Source organism: Verrucomicrobiota bacterium, assembly GCA_016871675.1.
GTDB lineage: Bacteria > Verrucomicrobiota > Verrucomicrobiia > Limisphaerales > VHCN01 > VHCN01.
In genome coordinates this window covers 1-21,238 of sequence record VHCN01000046.1, presented here as the reverse complement: position 1 = coordinate 21,238, position 21,238 = coordinate 1, and the positions used below count along the sequence as shown (strand labels likewise).

General features: G+C 66.0%; 14 protein-coding genes. 5 read left to right on the top strand and 9 right to left on the bottom strand.

The features are described from left to right. Positions 1-27: 27 nt before the first annotated feature. A complete protein-coding gene (locus tag FJ386_10575; GenBank protein ID MBM3877152.1) occupies positions 28-3,852 on the bottom strand; it encodes a c-type cytochrome in 3,825 nt (1,274 codons plus the stop codon). A gap of 84 nt (positions 3,853-3,936) precedes the next feature. Between FJ386_10575 and FJ386_10570 the strand changes: the two genes are divergently transcribed. Genes FJ386_10570 through FJ386_10560 form a run of 3 tightly spaced genes read left to right on the top strand, consistent with a single transcriptional unit; the run spans position 3,937 to position 10,661 of the window. After that, positions 3,937-6,966, top strand: coding sequence for a hypothetical protein (locus FJ386_10570; GenBank protein MBM3877151.1), 3,030 nt, complete (start codon positions 3,937-3,939; stop codon positions 6,964-6,966). A gap of 50 nt (positions 6,967-7,016) precedes the next feature. Beyond that, positions 7,017-8,069 carry a terpene cyclase/mutase family protein gene (locus FJ386_10565; protein ID MBM3877150.1) on the top strand — a complete coding sequence of 351 codons (1,053 nt, stop codon included), beginning with the start codon at positions 7,017-7,019 and terminating at the stop codon, positions 8,067-8,069. Between the two features lie 21 nt (positions 8,070-8,090). Beyond that, positions 8,091-10,661: a hypothetical protein gene (locus FJ386_10560; GenBank protein MBM3877149.1), complete on the top strand. Its 2,571-nt coding sequence runs from the start codon at positions 8,091-8,093 to the stop codon at positions 10,659-10,661. 35 nt (positions 10,662-10,696) lie between these two features. Here FJ386_10560 and FJ386_10555 read toward each other — a convergent pair whose 3' ends face one another. The 8 genes from FJ386_10555 to FJ386_10520 form a co-directional block, all read right to left on the bottom strand. Then, positions 10,697-12,028 (bottom strand): glycosyltransferase family 4 protein, encoded by a 1,332-nt coding sequence (locus FJ386_10555; GenBank protein MBM3877148.1) that lies wholly within the window; start codon positions 12,026-12,028, stop codon positions 10,697-10,699. Then, entirely contained in the window at positions 12,009-14,132 is a 2,124-nt protein-coding gene (locus FJ386_10550) for a VWA domain-containing protein (GenBank protein MBM3877147.1), read from the bottom strand. The genes FJ386_10555 and FJ386_10550 overlap by 20 nt, the downstream gene beginning before the upstream one ends. Before the next feature lie 12 nt (positions 14,133-14,144). Then, positions 14,145-15,023, bottom strand: a complete 879-nt coding sequence (locus FJ386_10545; GenBank protein ID MBM3877146.1) for a DUF58 domain-containing protein — start codon at positions 15,021-15,023, stop codon at positions 14,145-14,147. A gap of 498 nt (positions 15,024-15,521) precedes the next feature. Continuing rightward, complete coding sequence (locus FJ386_10540) at positions 15,522-15,773, bottom strand: DUF4926 domain-containing protein (protein MBM3877145.1); 252 nt, start codon at positions 15,771-15,773, stop codon at positions 15,522-15,524. Continuing rightward, positions 15,763-16,068 (bottom strand): hypothetical protein, encoded by a 306-nt coding sequence (locus FJ386_10535; protein ID MBM3877144.1) that lies wholly within the window; start codon positions 16,066-16,068, stop codon positions 15,763-15,765. Before FJ386_10535 ends, FJ386_10540 begins: the two co-directional genes overlap by 11 nt. Positions 16,069-16,100: 32 nt before the next feature. Then, entirely contained in the window at positions 16,101-17,444 is a 1,344-nt protein-coding gene (locus tag FJ386_10530; protein MBM3877143.1) for a glutamate--tRNA ligase, read from the bottom strand. A 96-nt stretch (positions 17,445-17,540) separates the two neighbouring features. Further along, on the bottom strand, positions 17,541-18,515 hold the full coding sequence (locus FJ386_10525) for a 2-dehydropantoate 2-reductase (GenBank protein MBM3877142.1): 975 nt from the start codon (positions 18,513-18,515) through the stop codon (positions 17,541-17,543). A 67-nt stretch (positions 18,516-18,582) separates the two neighbouring features. Next, a complete protein-coding gene (locus FJ386_10520) occupies positions 18,583-18,876 on the bottom strand; it encodes an HU family DNA-binding protein (GenBank protein ID MBM3877141.1) in 294 nt (97 codons plus the stop codon). A gap of 207 nt (positions 18,877-19,083) precedes the next feature. On the opposite strand from FJ386_10520, the gene FJ386_10515 reads away from it, so the two are divergent. Then, entirely contained in the window at positions 19,084-20,088 is a 1,005-nt protein-coding gene (locus tag FJ386_10515; GenBank protein MBM3877140.1) for a serine/threonine protein kinase, read from the top strand. A gap of 74 nt (positions 20,089-20,162) precedes the next feature. After that, positions 20,163-21,050 carry a carbon-nitrogen hydrolase gene (locus FJ386_10510; protein MBM3877139.1) on the top strand — a complete coding sequence of 296 codons (888 nt, stop codon included), beginning with the start codon at positions 20,163-20,165 and terminating at the stop codon, positions 21,048-21,050. Positions 21,051-21,238: the final 188 nt, after the last annotated feature.

Genomic DNA, 21,238 nt, shown 5'->3' with positions numbered 1-21,238 from the left:
CGCGGATGTCCGCGGAAACCAGCCGCATCACTTCCCGCGCCGGCCTGTTTCGCCGAGCAGGAACGCGAGCAGGTCGTTGAATTGTTGCGCGGTCAGCGCGTCGCCGAAGTTCTCCGGCATCAGCGAACGGTCGGTCTCGCGGCGCTCCTTCAACTGCCCTTTCGCGAAGGAAACCTCCTTGCCCGTAGACTCGGCTGCGATGATCTGCGCGCCTTCCTCGCGGCGGAACAGCCCGCTCACCACGTCGCCGTTCGTCATCACAAACGTCGTCGAGCGGAACGCGCGGTCCACATTCGCGTTCGGGTCGAGGATGTCCTCGATCAGCCGGTCAAGCCCGCGGTTGCCGATGCCGTCGAGCTGCGGGCCGACGATCACTCCCTTGCCGTTGAGTTGATGGCACAGCGCGCAGGCTTGCGTGAAGACATCCGTTCCGCGCGCGGCGCTGGCCTTCGATGCGTCAAAGCCCGTCCGCTTGCGCGCGATGAGTTGCTGGATGGCGGCATCCGCGGGCGGCAGGTCGCGCGTGAGTGACACGATGCGTTCGCGCGGGGACTTCGCGGCGTTCGCGTTGAGGAGGTCTGTGAGCGCGCGGCTTTGAAGCAGCCGCGCGGGGATGCGTCCGGCCTCGGCCGCTTCCAGCACGGATTCCGCGCCGGCCGGCGATGCGGCGAGCGCGAGCGCGAGCCGGGCCTGCAACCGCGCGGGCGCGGCGTGCATCGCCTCGATCACGGCCTGCCGCGCCGTGGGCTGCGGCACCTTCAAGAGTTCTGTCGCAAGCCGCTCGCGCAACGACTCCGGCTGCGCGCCGTCGAGGACGACTTTCCCCACCGGCGCGACGGCCGTGGAGGCGTTGATCGCGAGCCATGCACGCCCGGCCGCGGCGCGGGTGTCGGCGTCGGGCGACGAGGTGAACAACCGCGCGAGCTGCGGTTCGGCGCTCGCGAGCCTGACCGCGCCGGCGATGTCGGCGGCGGTTTGGAGTTGCCTCGCGAGCTGGCTGGCGTCGGTGAGGGCGAGCTCGGGCAGCGCGGGCTCGAAGCGGCCGAACGCGAGCCACGCGTAAGCCGTGCCGCTGTCGCCGTCGGTCGCCTCGAACACGGCGCGCGTTCCCGCAAACTCTGCAAGGTCCCACGAGACCAATCGCGCCGTGTCGTTGCGCGGCGGCGAGGCTTCGCGCAGGACGCGCTTCGTGTCCACCTCAATCAGCCGCACAACGTTCTTCTTCTGCGCCGGCGTGTTTGGGAAACCGTCGTGGCCGCAGAGCCAGAAACTCAACGTCGCCGGCGGCGCAAACGGCGCGGAGCGCAGCACGCCGGTGAGCGTCTCGCCGTTCGGAAAACTCGACATGAGCTGCGCGCTCGTGCCGTCGGCGCTGCCGCGCTCCTGCAACGTCCACGGGTTGCGCGGGTCGGCCGCGCCGGGCGGCGGCGAGTTTTGCCAACGCGAATCGGGCGCCGCCGCGAGCGCGCGCCTCGCGAGGTCCTCGCCCCAGTGTTTGTTCACGCCGCCGATCACGTCGCCCCTTTGCTCCAGGCCGTCGTGGACTGACTTGAACAGCGCGAGTTCGAGGTCGAGGTCGTTGCGGGACCTGAGCTGCGCGAAGTTGGCGATGTTCACGTGGTCGCGGTCGGTGCCGAATCGCACGGCGTGCAGCGCGTAGCGCGCGAGTGAATCGCGCGGCTCGGCGTGCGCCTGCATGTGCCGGATGAGGAAAGTGGCCGCGGCCTGGTTCGTCACGCCAACCGCGATGGACGCGAAGAGCCGCGAACGGGCTTCGCTGAGGTTGGTGCTGAGCCCGGCGAAGGCGCCGGGGAGTCGAAGCTGCTCGCGCAAGGCAAGTCGCGCGACGTGTTCGAGGTGCGTGTCCGCCGCGGGCACGCGCGCGTGCAGCGCGAGGAGCGGCGCAAGGTTTTCGAGCGATGGGTTCGCGGCGAGCGCGTCTGCCGCGGCGCGCTGGACGTGAGCGGAGGCGTCGGCGAGCGCGGTGCGCGCGGCGGCGAGGAGCGCGGGGTTCGCGCCGCTTCCGGGTTCGTTGCCCCGGGGTTGTGCCGGGATTGAGGCGGCTTGAAGGCGGCGTTCTGTGAGCACGCGCAATGCATGGACGCGGACGGGTTCGTCGCGGTCGGTGAGCGCGGTGAGGAGGGTTTTTTCGTCGAGCGTGCCGGAGCGTTGGAGGTGCCACAGGCAGCCGACGAGGAGCCCTTCGCGCGCGTCGGCCTGGCGGAAGTGCCAGTCGCCTCGCGCGGCCTGCGTGAGGAGGCCGTGTTCGTTGGCGTTCGTTCGCAGCGTGAGTTCCTCGCGGGCAAGCGCTTGGCGGGCGGGATTTGAGCCGAGCAGTTCCTGGAGCAGTTCGTCGCGGGTCGCTCGAGTGAAGTCGGGGAGGTCGCGCAACGGGCGGGCCGGCGTTCTTCCGCCGGTGCCGTTGTGAACGATGCGCCAGATTCGCCCGCGCTCGCGGTCGCGGCCGGGGTGTGTCAGCGGCACTTCGTAGTGGCCGATGATGCGGTTGTAGAAGTCCGCCACGTAGAGCGCGCCGTCGGGGCCGAATTGCAAGTCCACCGGGCGGAACCACGGGTCGGTCGTCGTGAGGAAGTCCGGCTGCTCGACGCCTTTCGAGGTCGAGCCGGTGAAGTCGATCTTGTCGCGGTTGATGCGGCTGGTCATCACGTTGCCGATGAGAATGTTGTCCCAAAACTCGGGAGGCCACGACGGGTCGCTGATGTAAGTGATGCCGCAGATGGCGGTGCTGCCGTGCGAGTGCTGGATGGTGACGGGCGCGAAGCCGAGCCCGTCGTGCGGCGCGCCGAAGCTCGGATACCACGCGCCGCGCAGGAGCTGGTAGATGGGCGAGCTGTGGCAGTCGGCGGAGTAGAGATTGCCGAGCGGATCGAAGGCGAGGCCGAACGGGTTCACCTGTCCGTGCGTCCAGTGCTCGATGCGCGAGCCGTCGAGGCGCATGCGGTAGGTGTTGCCTGAGTTCATCGTGATCTCGTGGCCGTCGCGGCCCCTGACTCTCGAGCGGTTGTTGTAGCCGTGGGTCGCGTAGAGCCAGCCATCGAAGCCGCGGCGGAAGCTCGCCTGGTTGCCGTGCGTGTCGCGCGTGTGGTCGAACGGGCCGTAGAGGATTTCCTTCTTGTCCGCCACGCCGTCGCCGTCGGTGTCCTCGAAGAGCCAGATGTTCGGGATGGACCAGGCGATGCACTTCCAGGTCATGGCCGATGGCCGATGGCCGGTGGCCGATGGGGGGATGGACCTCGGCGCGCGGAATGGATACAGGCCGATGGGGATGTTCAGGTTTGTCGCGAAGGTCGTGACTTTGCGCGCGCGGCCGTTCGTGTCAAAATCGGAAAGGATGCGGATCGTGTCGCGCGCCTCGGCATCCGACTTGGCCGCGAAGGGATATTCGCGCGACTCGGTGATCCACAAGCGGCCCGACGCGTCGAACGCCATGTTCATCGGCTTGCGCAGGTCCGGTTCGGCGGCGACGAGCTGGATTCGGAAACCGGGTGGGAGCTTGAAAGTCCGCTGCTGCTCGGCCGGCGCGAGCGGTTCGGTCGCGCGGACACCCGCGGCGAAAGGGTCGGCGGGCGCGGCGGCGAGCGCGGTCGGCGACAAGGTGACATGGAGTAATAGAAGTGTGAGGACGAACACCGGGGCGGGGGGCGGCTTCATGCGATGCGGCGTTATGGCGCAAAGGCCGATGAGCCGGAAGGAAAAGTTGGGATGCTCCTCCGGTCGTCGTTGTCGTCGAATCCGTCTCATCTGTCCTTTTTTTCCCCAACCCCCAACCGGAGCGCAACCCGAGGACGACGACGAGACCGATTGTTTCCGCCGCAATCCCCTGAATCCCATTGCCTATTCACTCCGTCCATATAGGCTGAAGGCCGACATTACCGGACGAGCGCCACGCCAGTTCGCACTCGCCCGGCTGACCTTATGAACCGCAAATCCCTCCTGCTCGGCGGACTCGTCGCAACCCTCGCGCTTTCATCGCGCGCCGCCGTGAACGACACGCCAGCCAAGCCGCCCGCCACCGATCGCCTGCTCCAGCAGGAATTGCGGCAGGAGCAGATCAAGACCTCCACCTCGCGTCTCGGCGCCCAACTCGACCGCCTCGCCGAGGAATACGAGCGCAACGGGCTCGCCGGCGACGACGTGACGGTGCTGCGCGCCATCCGGTCCGTGCTCGGCTCGCTCACGGACAAGGAGATGGGCCGCGTCATCGAGCTGCTTCAGCAGGCGCGCAACGCCGGCAAGCCTGGCTCGCCTGCCGCGCTCGAGGCCTTCGCGGGGCAGAAAGGCATCGTCATCCAACTCCGGCAGTTGCTTCTCGAATTCCAGCGCCAGCAGTTGTTGCAGCAGCTCTCGATGCGCTTCTCGGCCCTCGCACAGCGGCAGGGCGAAAATCTCAAGGAAGCCGTCGGCCTCGTCCAGCTCGCGCGCGGACGCGAGACGTTCAGCTTCGACGAGTCGCAGCGCATCTCGTTGCGCATCCAGGAAACCGAGCAGGGCACCATCGGCACCGAGGCCGGACTCTTGCTCAAGAAGCTCGGCGAGCTGCTCAAGGACATGGACGGCCCGACCGCCGAGCGGCCCCAAGCCGCGCAACGCAAGGCGCAAGACGGCCAGCTCGTTGCCACGCTCGAATCCGCCACGACCGACCTCAAGGCCGCAAAGCTCCTCGGCGCAGCCGGCAGCGAGCGCAAGGCCCGCGACCTCATGCAGGAAATCGCCAAGCTCCTCCTGCCGAACCGCGACACCATCGAGATTCTCAAGCAGGCCATCCGCGACGTCGAGAAGGCCATCGCCGACCAGAAGGTCGTCAAGGACGAGACGCAGAAGCTCGAGGGCCGCAAGCCCGACACCGCCGAGGTCGAGAAACGTCAGGCCGAAGTCGTCGACAAAACCGCGAGCGTCCGTGACGACGTGAAGGACGTCGCCCCCAAGGCCGCCGAGCAGCTCAAGGCCAGCGAGCAAAAGATGCAGGAAGCCCGCGCGACGTTGAACGACAACTTCCAGACCGGCGACCAGATGCGCCAGACCGCGCCCGAACAGCAGCAGCAAGCCGTTGCCAAGCTCGAAGAAGCCAAGAAGACCCTCGAGGAACAACTCGCGAAGGCCGAGGCCCAACTCACCAAGCCGCAGGACAAACTCGCCGCCGCGAAGGAACTTCTCGAGAAAGTGAAGGAACTGAAGAAACAGGAGGAAGCGCTCAAGGCCGAGGCTTCCGCCGCCGCCGAGCAAAAGAAGCCCGGCGAACTCGCCAAGCAGGCTTCCAAGCAGGACGCCCTCAAGCAGGAAACGCAGAAGACTCAGGAACAGGCCGCGCCCACTTCACCCGAAGCCGCCGAGTCCATCGCCGAGGCTGCGAAGCAAATGCAGAAAGCGGAGCAGCAACTCGCGCAACAAAAGCCCGAGGCGCTGATGGCCCAGCAAGCCGCCGTGGACGCCCTCGCCCAGGCCGAGCAGCAGCTCGAGCAGAAGGTCGCCTCGCTCGAGAAGGCCGCCGAGGACAAGGCCAAGCTCGAAGCCCTCAGCAAGAAGGTTGGCGAAATCATGAAGGACCAGGCCAAGGTCCAGATCGACACCGCCAAGGCCGCCGAGAAGCCGGAGGCCCCGTCGCCCAAGACCGCCGACAAGCAGGGCGAACTCGGCAAGCAGACCTCCGAGGCGAAGAGCGAGGCCGCGCCACTCGCGCCCAAGGCCGAGAAGCCGCTCGCGTCCGCCGAGAAGAACATGGCCGAGTCGAAGAGCGAACTTGGCAAGCCGAACGCCGAGGCCGCGCGCGCACCGCAGAAGGAAGCGATGGCCGACCTCGCCGCCGCGAAGAAGGCGATTGATGAAAAGATCGGCCAGCTTGCCAACGAACTCGGCCAGCAGATGCAGAGCAACGCCGCACAGGCGGCCGAGGCCGTCGCGAAGGCGCAGGAGAACGTGAATCAGGCGCTCGCCCAGCTCCAGCAACCGGCCGGCCTCGGCGAGATGATCAAGGAGGCGCAGAAGGAAATCGCCCAATCCCTCGCGAAGAAAGCCGAAGGCAAGCCCGAGTCCGCGCCCGTCAGCGAGGCGAAAAAGTCCGCCCAGAGCGCCGCGCAGAAACTCGACCAGAACGACCTCAAAGGCGCCATCGGCGAAATGGCGAAGGCGCAGAAGTCCATTGAGCAAGCGGCGCAAGCCGGAGAACCCAAGGGCGAAGGTGAACCGAAAGGTGCCAGCCAGCCCAAGGGTGAAGCGAAGCCCGGCGAAGGAAAGCCGGGCGAAGGCAAACCCGGCGAAGGCCAGCCCGGGGGCGAACCGCCGCCCGCTTCACTTCCGCAACTCGCGCAGAAACAGGCCGACGTGAAGAAGCTCGCCGAATTGCTGAGCGAAATGAACGCAACGCCCGCCGCCCAGCCACTCGAAGGCGCGGCCGAGGCGATTTCACCGCTCGCAGCCGGGGAGGCAGGACAACTGCCGCCCGCCGCACAGATGTCACTTCAACAGGCTTTGCAAGCGCTGATGGATGCCGCCGCGCAAGCCGAGGCAAACAAAGCCATGCCCGCCCAAGCCAACGCGCAGGCCGCTCAGCAGGCGCTCGCGCAGGCGGCGGCTTCGCTCGCGCTCGCGCAAGCCGGCGTCGGCACGCCTCAGACCGCGCAAGGCCAGCAGCCCGGTCAGGGACAAGGTCAGCAACCAGGCAACGGCAAAGGCCAGCAGCCCGGCAACGGCAAGGGCCAGCCCCAGCAACCCGGCCAGCAGGCGGGCAAGGGCGACGGCAAGCAGGGCAACTGGCTCGGTGCTGGTGGCGCGGACGGCGCAAAGCGTGACCTCACCGGCGGCAGCGGTTTCATCGGCCTGCCCGCCCGCGACCGCGCGGCGATCAAGCAATCCGTCGGCGAGAAGTATCCCGAGGAATTCGGCCGCGCCGTCGAACAGTATTTGAAAAACCTCTCCGACACGACCAGCCGGCCGAAGGGGAACAAGTGATGCGTCAGCTTCGGTCGTCGTCTCAATCTTCGGCTGGGTTCGTCCACACCATGCTGCGGCGGCTCGCGCTCGCAGTTTGCCTCGGCGCGCTTCCCATTTTATCCACCCCGTTCGCCGCGCCTCCTCCCGGTCCGGCCTCTCCGCGCGCGAAGACCGACCCGGTCAAGGTGGATGCCGAGACCGAGAAGGTCATCAACGGCGCGCTGAAATATCTCGCGAGCAGGCAAACCGCCACCGGCGCTTGGGGCGCTTACGGTGAGGAAAAACAGCGCCAGCTCGCGATGACCGGTTACGTGCTCATCTGTTACCAGGCTTCAGGCCACCTCCCCGGCGAGGGCGAATACGGGAAGAACGTCACCGCCGGGATGCAATACCTGCTCGACATCGTCGGCCCCGACGGCGTCATGGGCAGCCGCAGCGACGGCCAGTACATGTATGGCCACGGCATCGCCTCCATCGCCCTCGCCGAGCTTTACGGGCAGACGAAGAACCCCGCGATGCGCGCCAAGCTGGACCGCGTCATCAAGCTCATCATTTCCGCGCAAAACACCGAGGGCGGCTGGCGCTACCGGCCCGTGAGCTACGACGCCGACATCTCGGTGACGGTGCTGCAGGTCGTCGCGTTGCGCGCGGCCAAGAACGGCGGCATCGAGGTTCCGCAGAAGACGATTGATGACGCGGTGAAATATGTGCGGGCCTGCTTCGACGAACGCACGGGCGGCTTCTGCTACCAGCCGTATCGCGACCCCGGCTTTGCCCGCACCGCGGCGGCGATATACTCGCTGCAAGTCTGCGGCCTTTACGACGACCGGATGGTGAAGGCCGGCTCGAAGTATCTCTTCGACAATTATCGCGAAGACCACGAGTGGTTCGCCTACGGCAACTTCTACGCCGCGCCCGCGCAATACATGATCGGCGGCGAAACGTGGTCGCGATGGTATGCCACGATCAAGCAGTCGCTCCTCAAGTCCGTCCGCACCGAGGGCGACCTCGCGTGGTGGGAAGCCCGCGGCCGCGGAGGCGTCGGCCCCAACTGGTCCACGGCTGTCTACGCGACGATGCTCGCGATGCCGTATCACTACATCCCGCTGTATCAGCGCTGAGCGGCGGCGCGGCGAGCTTCGATGAACAGATTGGTCCCATCCGTCCTGTTGGTCGCATGCGCGGCACTCACTCACGCCGGCACGCTCCGCACCAAGGACGGCAAGTCCCTCGAAGGCGAGGTGAAGCTCGACCCCGGCGGCTTCGCCGTCACGCTCGCCAGCGGGACCACGGTGAAAGTCCCTCTGGCCGACGTCGCGCGCGCCACGTTCGAGCCGTTCGCCTCCGACCCGGCCCTCGCGGGCGCGACAAACGGCCTGCTCGGCACGTATTATCCCCAGCCCGATTTTGCCGGCCAGGCCGTCCGGCGCGTGGACCCGTCGCTCGACTTCACGTGGACCGACTCGCCGCCGATTGCGAATTTCCCGCGCGAGAATTTCTCCGTCCGCTGGACCGCGCAGCTTCGTCCCACGGACACCGACCTTTACACATTACACGCCACGGTGGACGACGGCGTGCGCCTGTGGCTGAACGAGCGGCTGCTCATCGACGAGTGGCGCGAGCAATCACTCGCCACCGCGACCTCGCCCGTGTCGCTTCGCGCCGGCGAGACCTACAACCTGACCATCGAGTATTTCCAATCCATCGGCACCGCGCGCATGAAGCTCTTCTGGAGCAGCCCCACCCAGCCGAAAGCCATCGTGCCCGCGTCCGTGCTCGCGCCCGGCAAGGTCCTCGCGCTCCCCTCGCTCGCCGCGACCGCGAACACCGGCAAAGGCGTGCTCACGTGGAACGGCTCGTTCATTGGAGCGCCCGTCGCCACGGCCGACGACACGTCCGTCACCTTCGCCGAACCGCACAAGGGCTTTGCGCTCTCGACCGTCAACGCCGCGCGCATCTACTTCCGCGGGCTCTCCGCCGCGCGCGCCGCCAAGCTCGAGCCCAAGCGGCCCGGCGTGCTCCTCATCAACGGCGACTTCATCGACGGCGAATTCAAGGGCATCTCCGACGGCCGCGTGCACCTCAACTCCGTGCTCTTCGGGCTGAAGAGTTACGACATCAACTTCGAGGCGCTCGCCGTCTCGCTGCGCGACTCCGCGCCTTCCGCGGCAAAGTTCCTCGTGAAGTCCCGCGCGGGCAGCGCGCTGCTCGCGCAGTCCGTCGCGGTGAAGGATGGCGCGCTCGAAGTCACCGGAGCGCCGCTGACCGGCCTCCGCATCGCCGGCGAACAGCTCGAGGAGTTCAAGTGCGGCGCCGGCACCGCGCTCTTCGAGGAGATCGCCGGCAAGGTTCTGGTCCGCGACACCGCGAACGACCGCCAGACTTACACCGACATCGCGAACGCCCGCCGCACGCGCGAGGAATCCGAGCGCATGGCCCGCGCCATCGCCGAGTTCCGCGTCAACGCCGAGGACAGGATCCGCACCGAGACCGACCTCATCGCGCGCGGCAAGACCGAGCTGGAGAAGAAGCACACACTCCTGCTCGCCGCGAAAGCGGCATCGGACCATGCCACGAGTGAGAAGCTGCGCCTCGAACAACTCGCCGCCGACGCGAAAGCCGCCGCCGGGCGCGCGGGCGACGATTACACCGAAACACACCGGCTTTCGACCGTTGCGAAAAACGAGTCCGACCGCGCCCGCACCGACCTCGACGGAAAACTCCGCGTCGCGCGCGAGGCGCGCACCGACCTCGACCGGGTTGTGTCCGTCATCAACACGGGCCGTGCCGCGCTTGAAGCCCGCACCGCGGCGGAACAGTCCGTTGCCACCCGGAGCGCCGCCGCCGCCGCCGCCGCTGCCCGCAAGGCCGCCGACGAGAAGGCCACCACGGAGAAAGCACTCGCGAAAGCCATGGCGGAACAGGATGCCATCGAGAAATCCTCCGCGACCGCCAAGGCGAACGCCGAGAAAGCCGTCACCGAAACCTCCGCGCGCGTGAAGGTGCTCACCGAGTCGAAGGCCAGCACGGATGCGACGGTCGCGAAACTCGCCGCCGCCGCCTCCAAGCTCGCCGCCGAGAAGGGCGCGAACAGCCCCGATGCGCAGAAGACGGCCGCCGAGCGTGACCGCGCCGCCGCGGACGCCGTGACACTCGCGCGCTCCCTCGGCGGGGCGAGAAACGCCTCGACGCTCGCCCTGCAGGCGAAAGCCGCCGCCGATTCCAAGGCCGCAACGGACTTGAACACCTCGAAGCTCGCGCACTCCCGCGCCCAGCAGGATTTCGCCACGCGCTCCCGCGCCGCGGACGACTCGAAGGCGGCGGCCGAAAAAGCCGCGGCCGCGCTCGCAGCGCTCGTTGAGAAAGGCAAGGGAGAGAAGTCCGCGTTCGAAACCAAAGCCGGGGCGAGCAAGCTTGAGGCGGAGAAGAAGCTTGGGGAAGCCGACGCCGCCGTGAAGGCAGCGACCGGCGCGAAGACCCTGGCCGAGAAGCGTTATCTCGAAGCGCTCGGGGTCTCCGAGAAAGCGTTGCGCGAGCGGAGCGCCGCGAACCTCGCCGCGTCACAAGCTCGCTCCGCCGCGGACATCGCCACGACGGCCGCACTTTCCAAGAACCGCATCACCGCCGCCGCCGAGGCTGAGAAGGCGGCTGCGGAGTCTTACATCAATGCGAGGACGGAGGCGTTGAAGAAGGCGCAGGCGGACTTGAAGTGAGCGCACGGCGGCAGGCGCGATCCCGCCTTGGCCGCTCATCCGGCGCCCGCCAATTCATCCAGCAGCTTCTCGATCTGCGCCCCGGTGCGCTCGACCGAATACTTCTCCACGATGGTCCGCCGCGCCGCGTCGAGCATCCCGCGGACTTGCCCTCCGGCGAATGCGGACCGCACCGCGTCGAGCCAGCCGGGAGCGTCCACGGCCGGCACGAGAATGCAGTTTTCGTTGCCACGAATGTAGTCGGCGTATTCCGGGAGCGGCTTCACGAGCAGCAGGCTGCGGCTGAGCATCGCCTCGCAGTTCGTCAGGCAGAACGTCTCGTAGTCGGACATGTTCACCGTCACATCCGAGCGCGCGAGCCATTCGAGCACCTGCGGGTTCTTGAGGTCCCTGTGCAGCGTGAAGCGCCCGGCGAATTGCCGCTCGAGATGACCGAGCAGCGGGCCGGTGCCGAAATAGTGGATTTCCAAATCCGGCCACACGCCCCGAAGGCGCTCCGCGACACGAATGCTCTCGTCAATGCGTTTCCAACTTACCGCGCGGCCGATGATGGTCGCGACGCGGGGCGCGGGGCGCGGCTTGGCCTCCATGTCCGGCGTGAGCGGCGGCGGCACGAGCACGCAGCCGATGCTTGCCGCGCGGCGGGCGTGCGGCGCGATGCGCGCGTGATCGGCGGGGTTGAGCGTGATGACGCACGCAAGCCGGCGGAACATGAACCGTTGCAGCGCGTAAAGTCCCGTGTCGAAAAACCAGTCCACGAAGCCGAGTTCCGCGAGCTTGCCGCGCAGCACGCGGTCGTATGTCACGATGGAATCCGTGCGCTTGAGGTTGAGAAACTCAAACGTCAGGTCCGCGCCGTAAGTCCCGGCCGCGCGCGTGCCCGGCGCGAGCGAGAGGCTCAACGGGCCGAGATTGAACTCGGGCGTGAAGAACACATCGAAGTCCGCGCGCCTCCGAAGCACCGCGCGCCGGAACTCGCGCAGGATGGCCAGCCGCGCAAGCGTGCCGTCGTAGGAGGTGAGGAAGCGGTTGTGGACGCGGTTGACGAGGATGCCCTCCTCGTTGAACTGTCCGCCCTTGGTGATGTCGGGGCAGAACACCTCGACGTGATGGCCGCGCGCGGTGAGGAATTTGTGGAGCAGCAGCGTCTGCGTCACCGCACCGCCCAACCGGGGCAGGTAGCTGACGGTGACGATGCCGATGCGGAGCTTGCGTCGCGGCGCGGGAACGCCCGGATTTGAGCCCGGCGCACTGAAGGATTTTGGCGCGTCGTCTGCCACGTTGGCTGCGAGATGGTTGTGGTGCTTTGCGGTGGTGCCGGGCTGATGAACCGCAGGCGCCCGCTCCTCAGGAAGCCGCCGCGGCATCGGATGCTTCCGTGAGCCGCCGCGTGGTCCACATCGCGAGCCAGGTTTCGAGGAGCAGCACCGCGAGCGCCGCGGCGACGAGCCAGCGCCAGATTTTCTGGCGGCCCTCCAGCTCGGTGTTTTGGAGGACGCGCTTGTTCGCCTCTGCCTTCGCGGCGTCCGGAGTGAGGCCGGGCAACGCGGCGCCGAAGCGCGCGAGCTCGTCCAACGGCATCGGCGCGGTCCGGCTCTCGGCGGGGTCGAGGTTCACCGCGAAGCGTTTCGTCCCCGCACCGACTGTGAACGAGTAGGTGCCTGGTTGATCGGCTTGCGAGAAGTTCGCCTCGCCCTTCGCCACGGTGACCCGTGAAGCGTCGGGCTTGAGGACGGTGATCGGTTGGTTCGTGTCCGCGCCGACGCTCGCGAAGGCAATGTCACCCGCGACGGTGAACTGAGTCGGCTGCGGTGGCAGTCCGCCGCTCTGATCGAGCAGCGAATAGAGGAGCGGGACGAACTTGGTGGAGAGCGCGAGCTGGCTGTCTTCGGGATGCCAGCACGTCGCGAGCACCATCAGCCGGCCGCGGCCGGCGGGCACCTCGACGAGCGCGGGGTCGAGGTCGTCGAAGCGCGCCAGCACGCGCGCGCTTGCGGGCAGCTTGGTGATGTCGAGCCGCCGGTGCTTCCAAAAGTGAATCTTGGTGAAGTCGCTGAAGCGCGGGTCCGCGAACGGCGCGAACAGCGGGTGTTGGAAATCGATTTCCGCGAGCAGCGAGTAGTCCGCCACGCGTGCCTCGGTCGCGCCGGGACTGTCGATGCCGGCGAGACTCGCGAGCACGGATGCGGCGTCGGCGTTTCGCAAGGCGAGGAACACCGTGTGTCCGCTGTCGAGCATCCGGCGCAGGACGGCGAGCCGGTCCGCGGGCACGGTGTCGGTGACGACTGCGAGCGGGGTGTTCTCGGTGTCCGCCGGCAAGAGCATCGCGCCCGGCCCGCGCGCGACGACCTGCACGTGGTGGCGGCGCGTCTGCTGGAACGCGTGTTTGAGGAAGTGCAGCGGCTGCTTCGCGTCGCCTTCCGCGTCGGCGCCGAGATAGAGCACGTTCACCTTGGCGGCCTCGGGCGGGATGACGAACGCGGTGTTGTCGAAGTCTTCGTCGTCCCCCTGCAACAGCACGCGGTCCACGGCGTTCCCGGCGGGCGGGGCTGGCAGGCTTGCGATGCGCCCCTGTCCGGGCGGCACGTAGACATCCACCGGGGCGCCCGCGAAGCCCTTGCCATCGGCGCTTGCCCAGCCGACTTGGAACTGCTCGCGCTTGGAATCGGTCGAGTTGCTCACGCGCACGCGCACGGCCGTCTCGGCTGACTTCTTGTCCGCCTCGTCAGCGTCTGCGACGAGCTGCACGCCGGCGTTCGTGACGCGCCTGGCCTTCACCGGTTCGACGGAGAGTTCGATGCCCTTCGGCCACTCGTAGGCCTGCAACGGGTCGAGGCGGCTGCCCTCCTGAAGGTCCGTGATGAGCACGATGCGGCGCTTCACGATCTCGAGTTTGTCCTTGGATTCCTCGAGCGCCTCGGCCGCGGATACCAGCGCGGTGCCGAGATGCGTCGGAAACCACCCCGGCGAAGTCTCCGCGAGCGCTTTCGACGCGAGGGCGGCGCGCTCGCCCGCGGCGGTCTGGGTCCACGTGTCGAAGGTGACGAGCCGGTTCAGTGCGCGGTCAAAGGTGAAGAGCGCGACCTGGTCCACGGGCGAAGTCGCGCGGAGGATTTCGTCGGCCTTCGCGCGCGCGTCGGCCCAAAGCGAGCCGCGCCGCATGCTCGCGCTGGTGTCCACGAGGATGACAATGCGGGCGCCGGGGCCCGTGGGTTTGTCGGCGTCCGTGGGTTTCTGGATGAACGGCCGCGCGAAGGCGAGCGCGAGCAGGCACAACACGAGGCAGCGGAGGACGAGCAGCAGGATGTTCTCGAGCTTGCTGCGCCGCGTGACGCGCGGCGGCGTGGGCAGGAGGAAGAGCAGCGAGCTGAAGACCGTCCGCTCCCGCGTCGTGCGGCGGATGAGGTGGAAGAGCACCGGCGCGGCCACCGCAATGGCGCCGAGGAGGAAGAGTGGGGTCAGGAAGCTCACGGCGGGTGAATGCTAGCGGCGCACCTGTTTCGCCGACTTGCCGCGCTGCATTCGCTCGCGCATGAAGTCGAACAGCGCGAGTTCGAGCGGTTGGTCGGTCGCGAGTCGCGCGTAGCCGATGCCGAGTTTCTGGCACGCGGCGCGCGCGGCGGCGCAGTGGGCTTCGAGTTTGCGGAGGTATTCCTTCCGGGCGGACGCCGGGTCGATGTAGAGGTTCCGGCCCGACTCCACATCGAGGAACATCGAGGCGTCGGTGAAGTTGAACGTGAGTTCGGAGGGGTCGAGCACGTGGAAGAGCATCACGTCGTGACCGCAGGCGCCGAGGCTGGTGAGGTTGCGTTCAAGCGTCTCCAAGGGCGCGAGCAGGTCGGAGATGAACACCATGAGCCCGCGCCGGCGCACCATCTCGACGATGCGCTTGAGCGGCGCGGCGAGGTCCGTGGCGCGGCCGCCGGCGGGCTTTTCGAGCGCGAGCATCAGGTGGCGCAGGTGCCCGGTGCGGTGACGCGCCGGGAGGTAGTCGCGGATGGACTCGTCAAACGTGAGCAACCCGACGGCGTCGCCTTGCAGATACAAGAAATAGGCAAGCGTGGCGGCGAGGGTGTTGGCGTATTCGGCCTTGGTCCATCCCGTCGAGCCGAAGGTCATCGAGCGCGAGTTGTCCACGAGCAGGTGGCAGCGCAGGTTGGTCTCGTCCTCGAACTTCTTGATGAAGTAGCGGTCGCTGCGCGCGTAAAGCCGCCAGTCGAGATAGCGCGGGTCATCGCCCGGCGAATACTGCCGATACTCGGTGAACTCGACGGAGAATCCGTGATACGGGCTCCGATGAATGCCGCTCCAGAATCCCTCGACCACGACGCGCGCCCGCAACTCGAGATTGCGGATGGCCATGAGCGTCTGCGTGTCCACGAAGCCCGTGCGCCGAGAGGCGCCGGGCGCGGCGGACCGCATCGGGGAATCCGAGGCGTCCGTTGTGGGCCGCAAGTCCAGGCGCATGGTCGTGGTTGCGCGTGGAGTGTGCGCGAAACCCGGCCGTGCGGCCAATGCAATTCAGCGCAGTCCACCGCGAGACTCACATCCACGCGAGCCGCGTTCAAGCTCACGCCAATCATTGTCCACGCGCAGGACAGGGTGCAGAGCAAGGCGAGCCGCGATAACACGTGCTTTCTCGCGTTGGGTATCGTTGCTTGCCAAATCGCTTATCTAAACAACAGGACGCCTACGGGCAATGAGATTTCGTATTTCAGCCGTTGCCGAAGGCGTTCATCGCCCGCTCAATCCTCCTCATCACCCTCTCCTTCCCCATCACCTCGAGCAGGTGATACAGGCTCGGGCCGGAGGGGTTGCCGGTAACGGCGATGCGGACGGGATGCACGAGCACGCCGGCTTTCACGCCGCAGCAGCTTCAAGCGGACGGACGTGAAGAATTCCTGCCGCAGACAGCGGCTCGATTTGAGATTCGCCCAAGGCAATGACGGCGACGGTGTCGCCCACGGCATTGAAAACTTCGAGGCTGTAGCCGGGTTCTTGTCCGGGCCGGCCCTGATGATATTCCACGATGGTCGCGACGTCGCCGCGGCGGAGGCCTTCTTCCGGCACGTCGGTCTTCAACGCCACTCGATTGAACATTTCAAATTTCATCTTTGTCAGGATACAGAGTCACGAACTTCGTCAGGCCGGTCGCTCCCTCGGTCATCCAAACGCTCACGACCGGAAGCTCTTTTCCATTCGGCCCCCTCAAGTTGCCACGAATCCGATATTTCTCACCGTATTCCGTGGCCTTGATGAACTCCGCCTCGCCTTTCAGCAGGCCACGCAAAGCTTCCTGCCATTGGTCGGCGTGCGCAAGCGTGTATCCAGCCAGCGAGAGAAACTTCGATTTGTCGTCCTCGTCGCGCAACTTCAGCAGGTAATGGGTCACCTTGATGCGGGCGATTCGCTGTCGGCGGGCAGTTTCATCATGTGAGATCAAAATGCCGCAAGCGCCCGGTCTATCCTCCCCATCGCCTTCTCCTTCCCCATCACCTCCAGCAAATGATACAGGCTCGGGCCGGAGGGGTTGCCGGTGACGGCGATGCGGACGGGATGCACGAGCGCGCCGGCTTTCACGCCGAGTTCGGTGGCGGTGGCTTTCAACACGGCTTCGAGACCTGCGGCGTTAAACGGGTCGGCGGCGGCGAAGGCGGCGCGGAGTTTTTCGAGGCGCGGTTTGCTTTCGGGCACGAAACTTTTCTTCGCGGCTTCGGAGTCGTAAACGACTTCGTCGTGGAAATAAAATCCGCCATACGCCGGCAGTTCGCTGAAGGTTTTGATTTTGCCTTTGCAGGTGTCGAGCGCGGCTTTCACGTAGGCGACGTCGTGCTTGTTGGTGTCAATGCCGGCCTTGGCCAGCGCGTGGACGCACATTTCGTAGAAGCGGTCGTCGGGCAGTTCGCGGCTGTATTCGCCTTGCAGCCAGAGGAGTTTCTCGAAGTCGAACCGCGCGTTGTGCCGGAGAACTTGCGGCAGGTCGAAGCGCTCGATGACTTCCGCCAACGAAAGTTTTTCGGTGTTATCCTTGGGCGACCAGCCGAGGAGGCAGAGGTAATTGTTCACGGCTTCGGGCAGGAATCCTTCGTCGAGATAGGTGGTGAGGGACGCGCCGCGGTCGCGTTTGCTCATCTTGCTGCCGTCGGCGTTCAGGATGAGCGGGATGTGCGCGTAGCGGGGCGGTTCGACGCCGAACGCGCGGAAGAGGGCGATGTGCTTGGCGGTGTTGCTCAGGTGATCCTCGCCGCGAACGACGTGGGTGATGCCCATCTCGAGGTCGTCCACGACGTTGACGAAGTGGAACACGGGCTGGCCGTCGCTGCGGACGATGACGAAATCGGGATCGGCCTCCTCGCGGTCGGTGAGTTTGCGGAGCACGTCGCCGACGACGAGGTCGGGAATGAGAATCGGCTCGCGTTGCATTTTGAATTTGATCGCGCCCTCGTGTTCGTAGGCGAGGCCGCGCGCGAGCAGCGCTTCGACGCGGCGCTGGTAGTTTTCGCGGCGCTGGGATTGAAAGTATGGACCGCGGTCGCCCTTGCACGGGCCGGTGGCGTCGGCGGTGAGCGGGCCTTCGTCCCACGCGAGGCCGAGCCAGCGGAGGCCTTCGAGAATCACGTCCACGGCTTCCTGCGTGTTGCGCGCGGCATCGGTGTCTTCAATGCGAAGGATGAACTTGCCGCCGGTGTGCCGGGCGTAAAGCCAGTTGAACAACGCCGTGCGCGCGCCGCCGATGTGGAGGTAGCCGGTGGGCGATGGGGCGAATCGAACGCGAACGGGCATGGCGTGAGGTGTCGGGATTGGGGTTTCGAGTTTCGGGTTCAATCCAGCGCGACGACGATAGCGGCACGACGGAAATCGAGGCAAGCGCGCACCGTCTCACGCGGTTGCGCGCCTGGCGTCGAGTGCGAGCAACGTGTCGCAGAGGCGTTCGAGCACGGGCGTGGCCACGGCGGCAGCACGCGCCCGGCGCAGCGGCTCAAGGAACAGGCTCTGCAGTTCCAAGGGCCGGCCGCATTCGAAGTCAATGAGCGTGGAGGCTCGATACGCGCCCATCGTGCGGGTGTTCGCGATGTTCCTGTCGGCGTGGGACTCGGGAATGGGGTGGCCGAGCGCGTTGGCGGTGGCGATGACCTCGGCCATCAGCGCGCGGACGATCCGTTCCCAACGGGGATCGCCGAGCAAGATGTCGGTGGTGAGAACTACGGAATGCCTGCTTGCGCCGGTATCCGGTGGTCCGCCCCAGGCTTCGTATCCTGCGGTGCCCGCCACTCCCAAGCCGTTGAACGGGATGTTCCAGACGAGTTTTTCCCAATGCGCGCGCTCGAGGTTCTCCGCGACTTTGCTGGGAATGCCGGCGTGCTTGAAGCTTGTGCAGAGGTCGTGCGTGCGCGGTTCGGGCCCGCGTTGGAATTCACCGATGACGACTTTGCCGTGGGCGATGTGTTGGATGACGCCGGGTTGGATGCGGTTGAGGCACACGAAGCAAAGCCCGCCGAGCACCTTTGCGGCCGGCACGACCCGCGCGAGCGCGGCCTCGTTGCCGAGGCCGTTCTGGAGGGTCATCACCGCCGTGTGCGCCGCGACCAGCGGTGGAAGCAACCGCGAGAATTCCGAATTCGCGGTCGTCTTCAGCGCGATGAGCACGAGGTCGCATACGCCGATCTCGCCAGGTTCGCGGGCGCACCGGGGCCGGACGGTGAAACTCTCGCCGTCACTCATCACCCTGACCCCGCTGGCGCGCACGACTTCGTAATCACCGCGGAGCAGGAAGTGGACGTCGTGTCCGTCGCGGGCGAGCTTCGCCCCGTAGTAGCTGCCGACGGCGCCGCAGCCGACGATGGCGATCTTCAAGGTGGGCCTCGAAAAGAAAAAAGGCACCCCGACTCGCGCCGGGGTGCCTTTGTGAAAGGGGAACCGCCTACTTCTTGAGGATGGCGTCCTTGCAGGCCTTGGCGACGCGGAACTTGACGACGCGCTTGGCAGGCACGGTGATCTCCTGGCCGGTGTTGGGGCCGAAACGCATGATCATCTTGCGCGCGGGGCGGTTGGCGAGCACGAGTTTGCCGATGCCGGGCAGGGTGAACGTGTTCTTGGCGTTCTTGTAGGCGAGCTCGGCGAGGTGCGCGAGGATGCCGGACGCCTGCTTGCGGGTGAGGCCGGCCTTTTCGGCGACGGCGCCTGCGAGTGCGGACTTGGTGAGGGCTTTTGCCATGATTGATGTTTGTGTTGAGTGTTGTTGTGACTGCTTGATGTAGTCTTTCGACCTGCGGACTTTTGTAGGCGTCCCCCGCGTCGTGCGCAAGAGGATTCTGTTTTTTTTTGAGGAAGAATTCTGTCTGCCCTGCCGAGCGATTCGTCGATTCTCGGCGGAAGCAAGCGGGAGCTTGACTTGAAAGGGGATTCGCACACGATGATTTGCATGGTCGTCCTCTTCACCATCCAGTGCGAATTTCGCTACAAGATCATCCAGAAGATTTTCGAGGGCGGCATGGGGGTCGTCTACGAGGCTGAGCAGCATGGCGCGCAGGATTTCGTGAAGCGCGTCGCCATCAAGGTCATCCGCCAGAGCTACGCCAACCAGCGTTCGTTCATCGACAACTTCATCGGCGAAGCCAAGCTTGTCGCGGACCTCATCCACACCAACATCGTCCAGACCTACCACTTGGGCGAGGCGCGCGGCATTTACTTCATCGCCATGGAGCTCATCCGCGGCGTGAACCTCGAGCAGTTCACGCAGCGGCTCGTGGACACCAACAAGCAGCTGCCGAAGGAACTCGCGGTGTTCATCGCCAGCCGCGTCGCGCGCGGGCTTGCCTACGCGCATTCCAAGACCGACAAGGACGGCAAGCCGCTGTCCATCGTCCACCGCGACGTGAATTTCAAGAACATCATGGTCGCGTTCGAGGGCGACGTGAAGCTCACCGACTTCGGGATCGCGAAGGCGAAGGGGTTGCTCGCGGATCAGGAAGGCGAAGTCGTCGCGGGGAAGGCGGACTACATGAGCCCCGAGCAGTCGAACTTCCAGATCACCGACAAGCGCTCGGACATTTTCTCCGTTGGCATCGTCCTGGCGCACTTGCTGTTGAACAAGAACATCTTCAAGGGCAACTCGGTCGCCGAGTCGCGCGACCGCGTGATGCACATGGCGATACCCGATTTCAAGACGCTCGACCCGCGGGTCGACGAGCCGCTCAACAAGATCATCAACCGGTGCCTCGAGCGCGACCTGGACAAGCGTTACGCCAACGCGGACGATCTGCTCTACGAGCTCGAGCACTACATCTACCATTCCGGTTACGGCCCCACGAACGAGACGCTCGGCCGGTTCATCCGCGACCTCTTTGGCCAGATCGATCCCTCAAAGGTCAAGACCATCAAGGCCGGCACGATGATCATCGAGCGGCCGGATACCGTGGAAGCCTGATCGTGACTTCGGCCAAACCCGTGAGTTCGAAGTCCACCAACTTACGTGCCGTGTCATCGCGTCCGCGCGCCCGAATTCAGCAGGCAAAGCCCGTTGTTCTCGGCCTCGTTCAATCGCGTTGCTCCGCGAATCCCGCTTCGAATCTTCGCACGACCCTCGCCCGGTGCGAACAGGCCGCGCGCGACGGCGCGAACATCATCTGCACGCAGGAATTGTTTCGCTCGCAGTATTTCTGCCAGAGCGAGGATCACGACAATTTCAAGCTCGCCGAGGCCATTCCCGGCCCGAGCACCGATGCGTTTTGCAAACTCGCGAAGACGCGCGGCATCGTGATCATCGCGTCGCTCTTCGAGAAGCGCGCCAGCGGTCTTTACCACAACACCGCCGCGGTCATTGATGCGGACGGCTCGCTCCTCGGCGTGTATCGCAAGATGCACATTCCCGACGACCCGCTTTACTACGAGAAATTCTATTTCACGCCGGGCGACCTTGGCTTCCGGGCGTGGCAGACGCGCTTCGCGAAGCTCGGCGTGCTCATCTGCTGGGACCAATGGTATCCCGAAGCCGCGCGGCTCACCGCATTGCAGGGCGCGGAAATCCTCTTCTACCCCACGGCCATCGGCTGGCATCCGGGCGAGAAAAAGGAATACGGCGTGGACCAGCACGGCGCGTGGGAGACGATTCAGCGCGGACACGCCGTTGCGAACGGCTGCTTTGTCGCGGTCGCCAACCGCATCGGGCTTGAGAAACCCGCCGGAGGGGATGGCATCGAGTTTTGGGGACAGAGCTTCGTCGCCGGCACCAGCGGACAAATTCTCGCGAAGGCCAGCGTGGACCGCGAAGAGAATCTGCTCGTGCCCGTGGACCTGAAGAAAGTGGACATCACCCGCACGCACTGGCCGTTCTTGCGCGACCGCCGCATCGACGCCTACGGCGACTTGACGAAGCGGTTGATTGACTGAGTCCTTGTCGTCCCCGGCCCCGACCCGCTCACCGCTTCCAGTGGCGGTGACGCGAGCAGATCTCACTCCGGCAGACACCCGAAGAACGTGAGACACTTTTCCCCGCGCGCCTCGCGCAGGAGCATGATCGCCAGCTCACGCGCGTGGTAATCCCCCCACATCGAGCTCTCGCCGTTGGGCACCTTCTG

Excerpts from the sequence above, each read along its gene's own strand:
- FJ386_10575 (MBM3877152.1), bottom strand. The coding sequence starts at position 3,852 with ATGGGATTCAGGGGATTGCGGCGGAAACAATCGGTCTCGTCGTCGTCC.
- FJ386_10570 (MBM3877151.1), top strand. The coding sequence starts at position 3,937 with ATGAACCGCAAATCCCTCCTGCTCGGCGGACTCGTCGCAACCCTCGCG.
- FJ386_10565 (MBM3877150.1), top strand. The coding sequence starts at position 7,017 with ATGCTGCGGCGGCTCGCGCTCGCAGTTTGCCTCGGCGCGCTTCCCATT.
- FJ386_10560 (MBM3877149.1), top strand. The coding sequence starts at position 8,091 with ATGAACAGATTGGTCCCATCCGTCCTGTTGGTCGCATGCGCGGCACTC.
- FJ386_10555 (MBM3877148.1), bottom strand. The coding sequence starts at position 12,028 with ATGCCGCGGCGGCTTCCTGAGGAGCGGGCGCCTGCGGTTCATCAGCCC.
- FJ386_10545 (MBM3877146.1), bottom strand. The coding sequence starts at position 15,023 with ATGGCCATCCGCAATCTCGAGTTGCGGGCGCGCGTCGTGGTCGAGGGA.
- FJ386_10540 (MBM3877145.1), bottom strand. The coding sequence starts at position 15,773 with ATGAAATTTGAAATGTTCAATCGAGTGGCGTTGAAGACCGACGTGCCG.
- FJ386_10530 (MBM3877143.1), bottom strand. The coding sequence starts at position 17,444 with ATGCCCGTTCGCGTTCGATTCGCCCCATCGCCCACCGGCTACCTCCAC.
- FJ386_10520 (MBM3877141.1), bottom strand. The coding sequence starts at position 18,876 with ATGGCAAAAGCCCTCACCAAGTCCGCACTCGCAGGCGCCGTCGCCGAA.
- FJ386_10515 (MBM3877140.1), top strand. The coding sequence starts at position 19,084 with ATGGTCGTCCTCTTCACCATCCAGTGCGAATTTCGCTACAAGATCATC.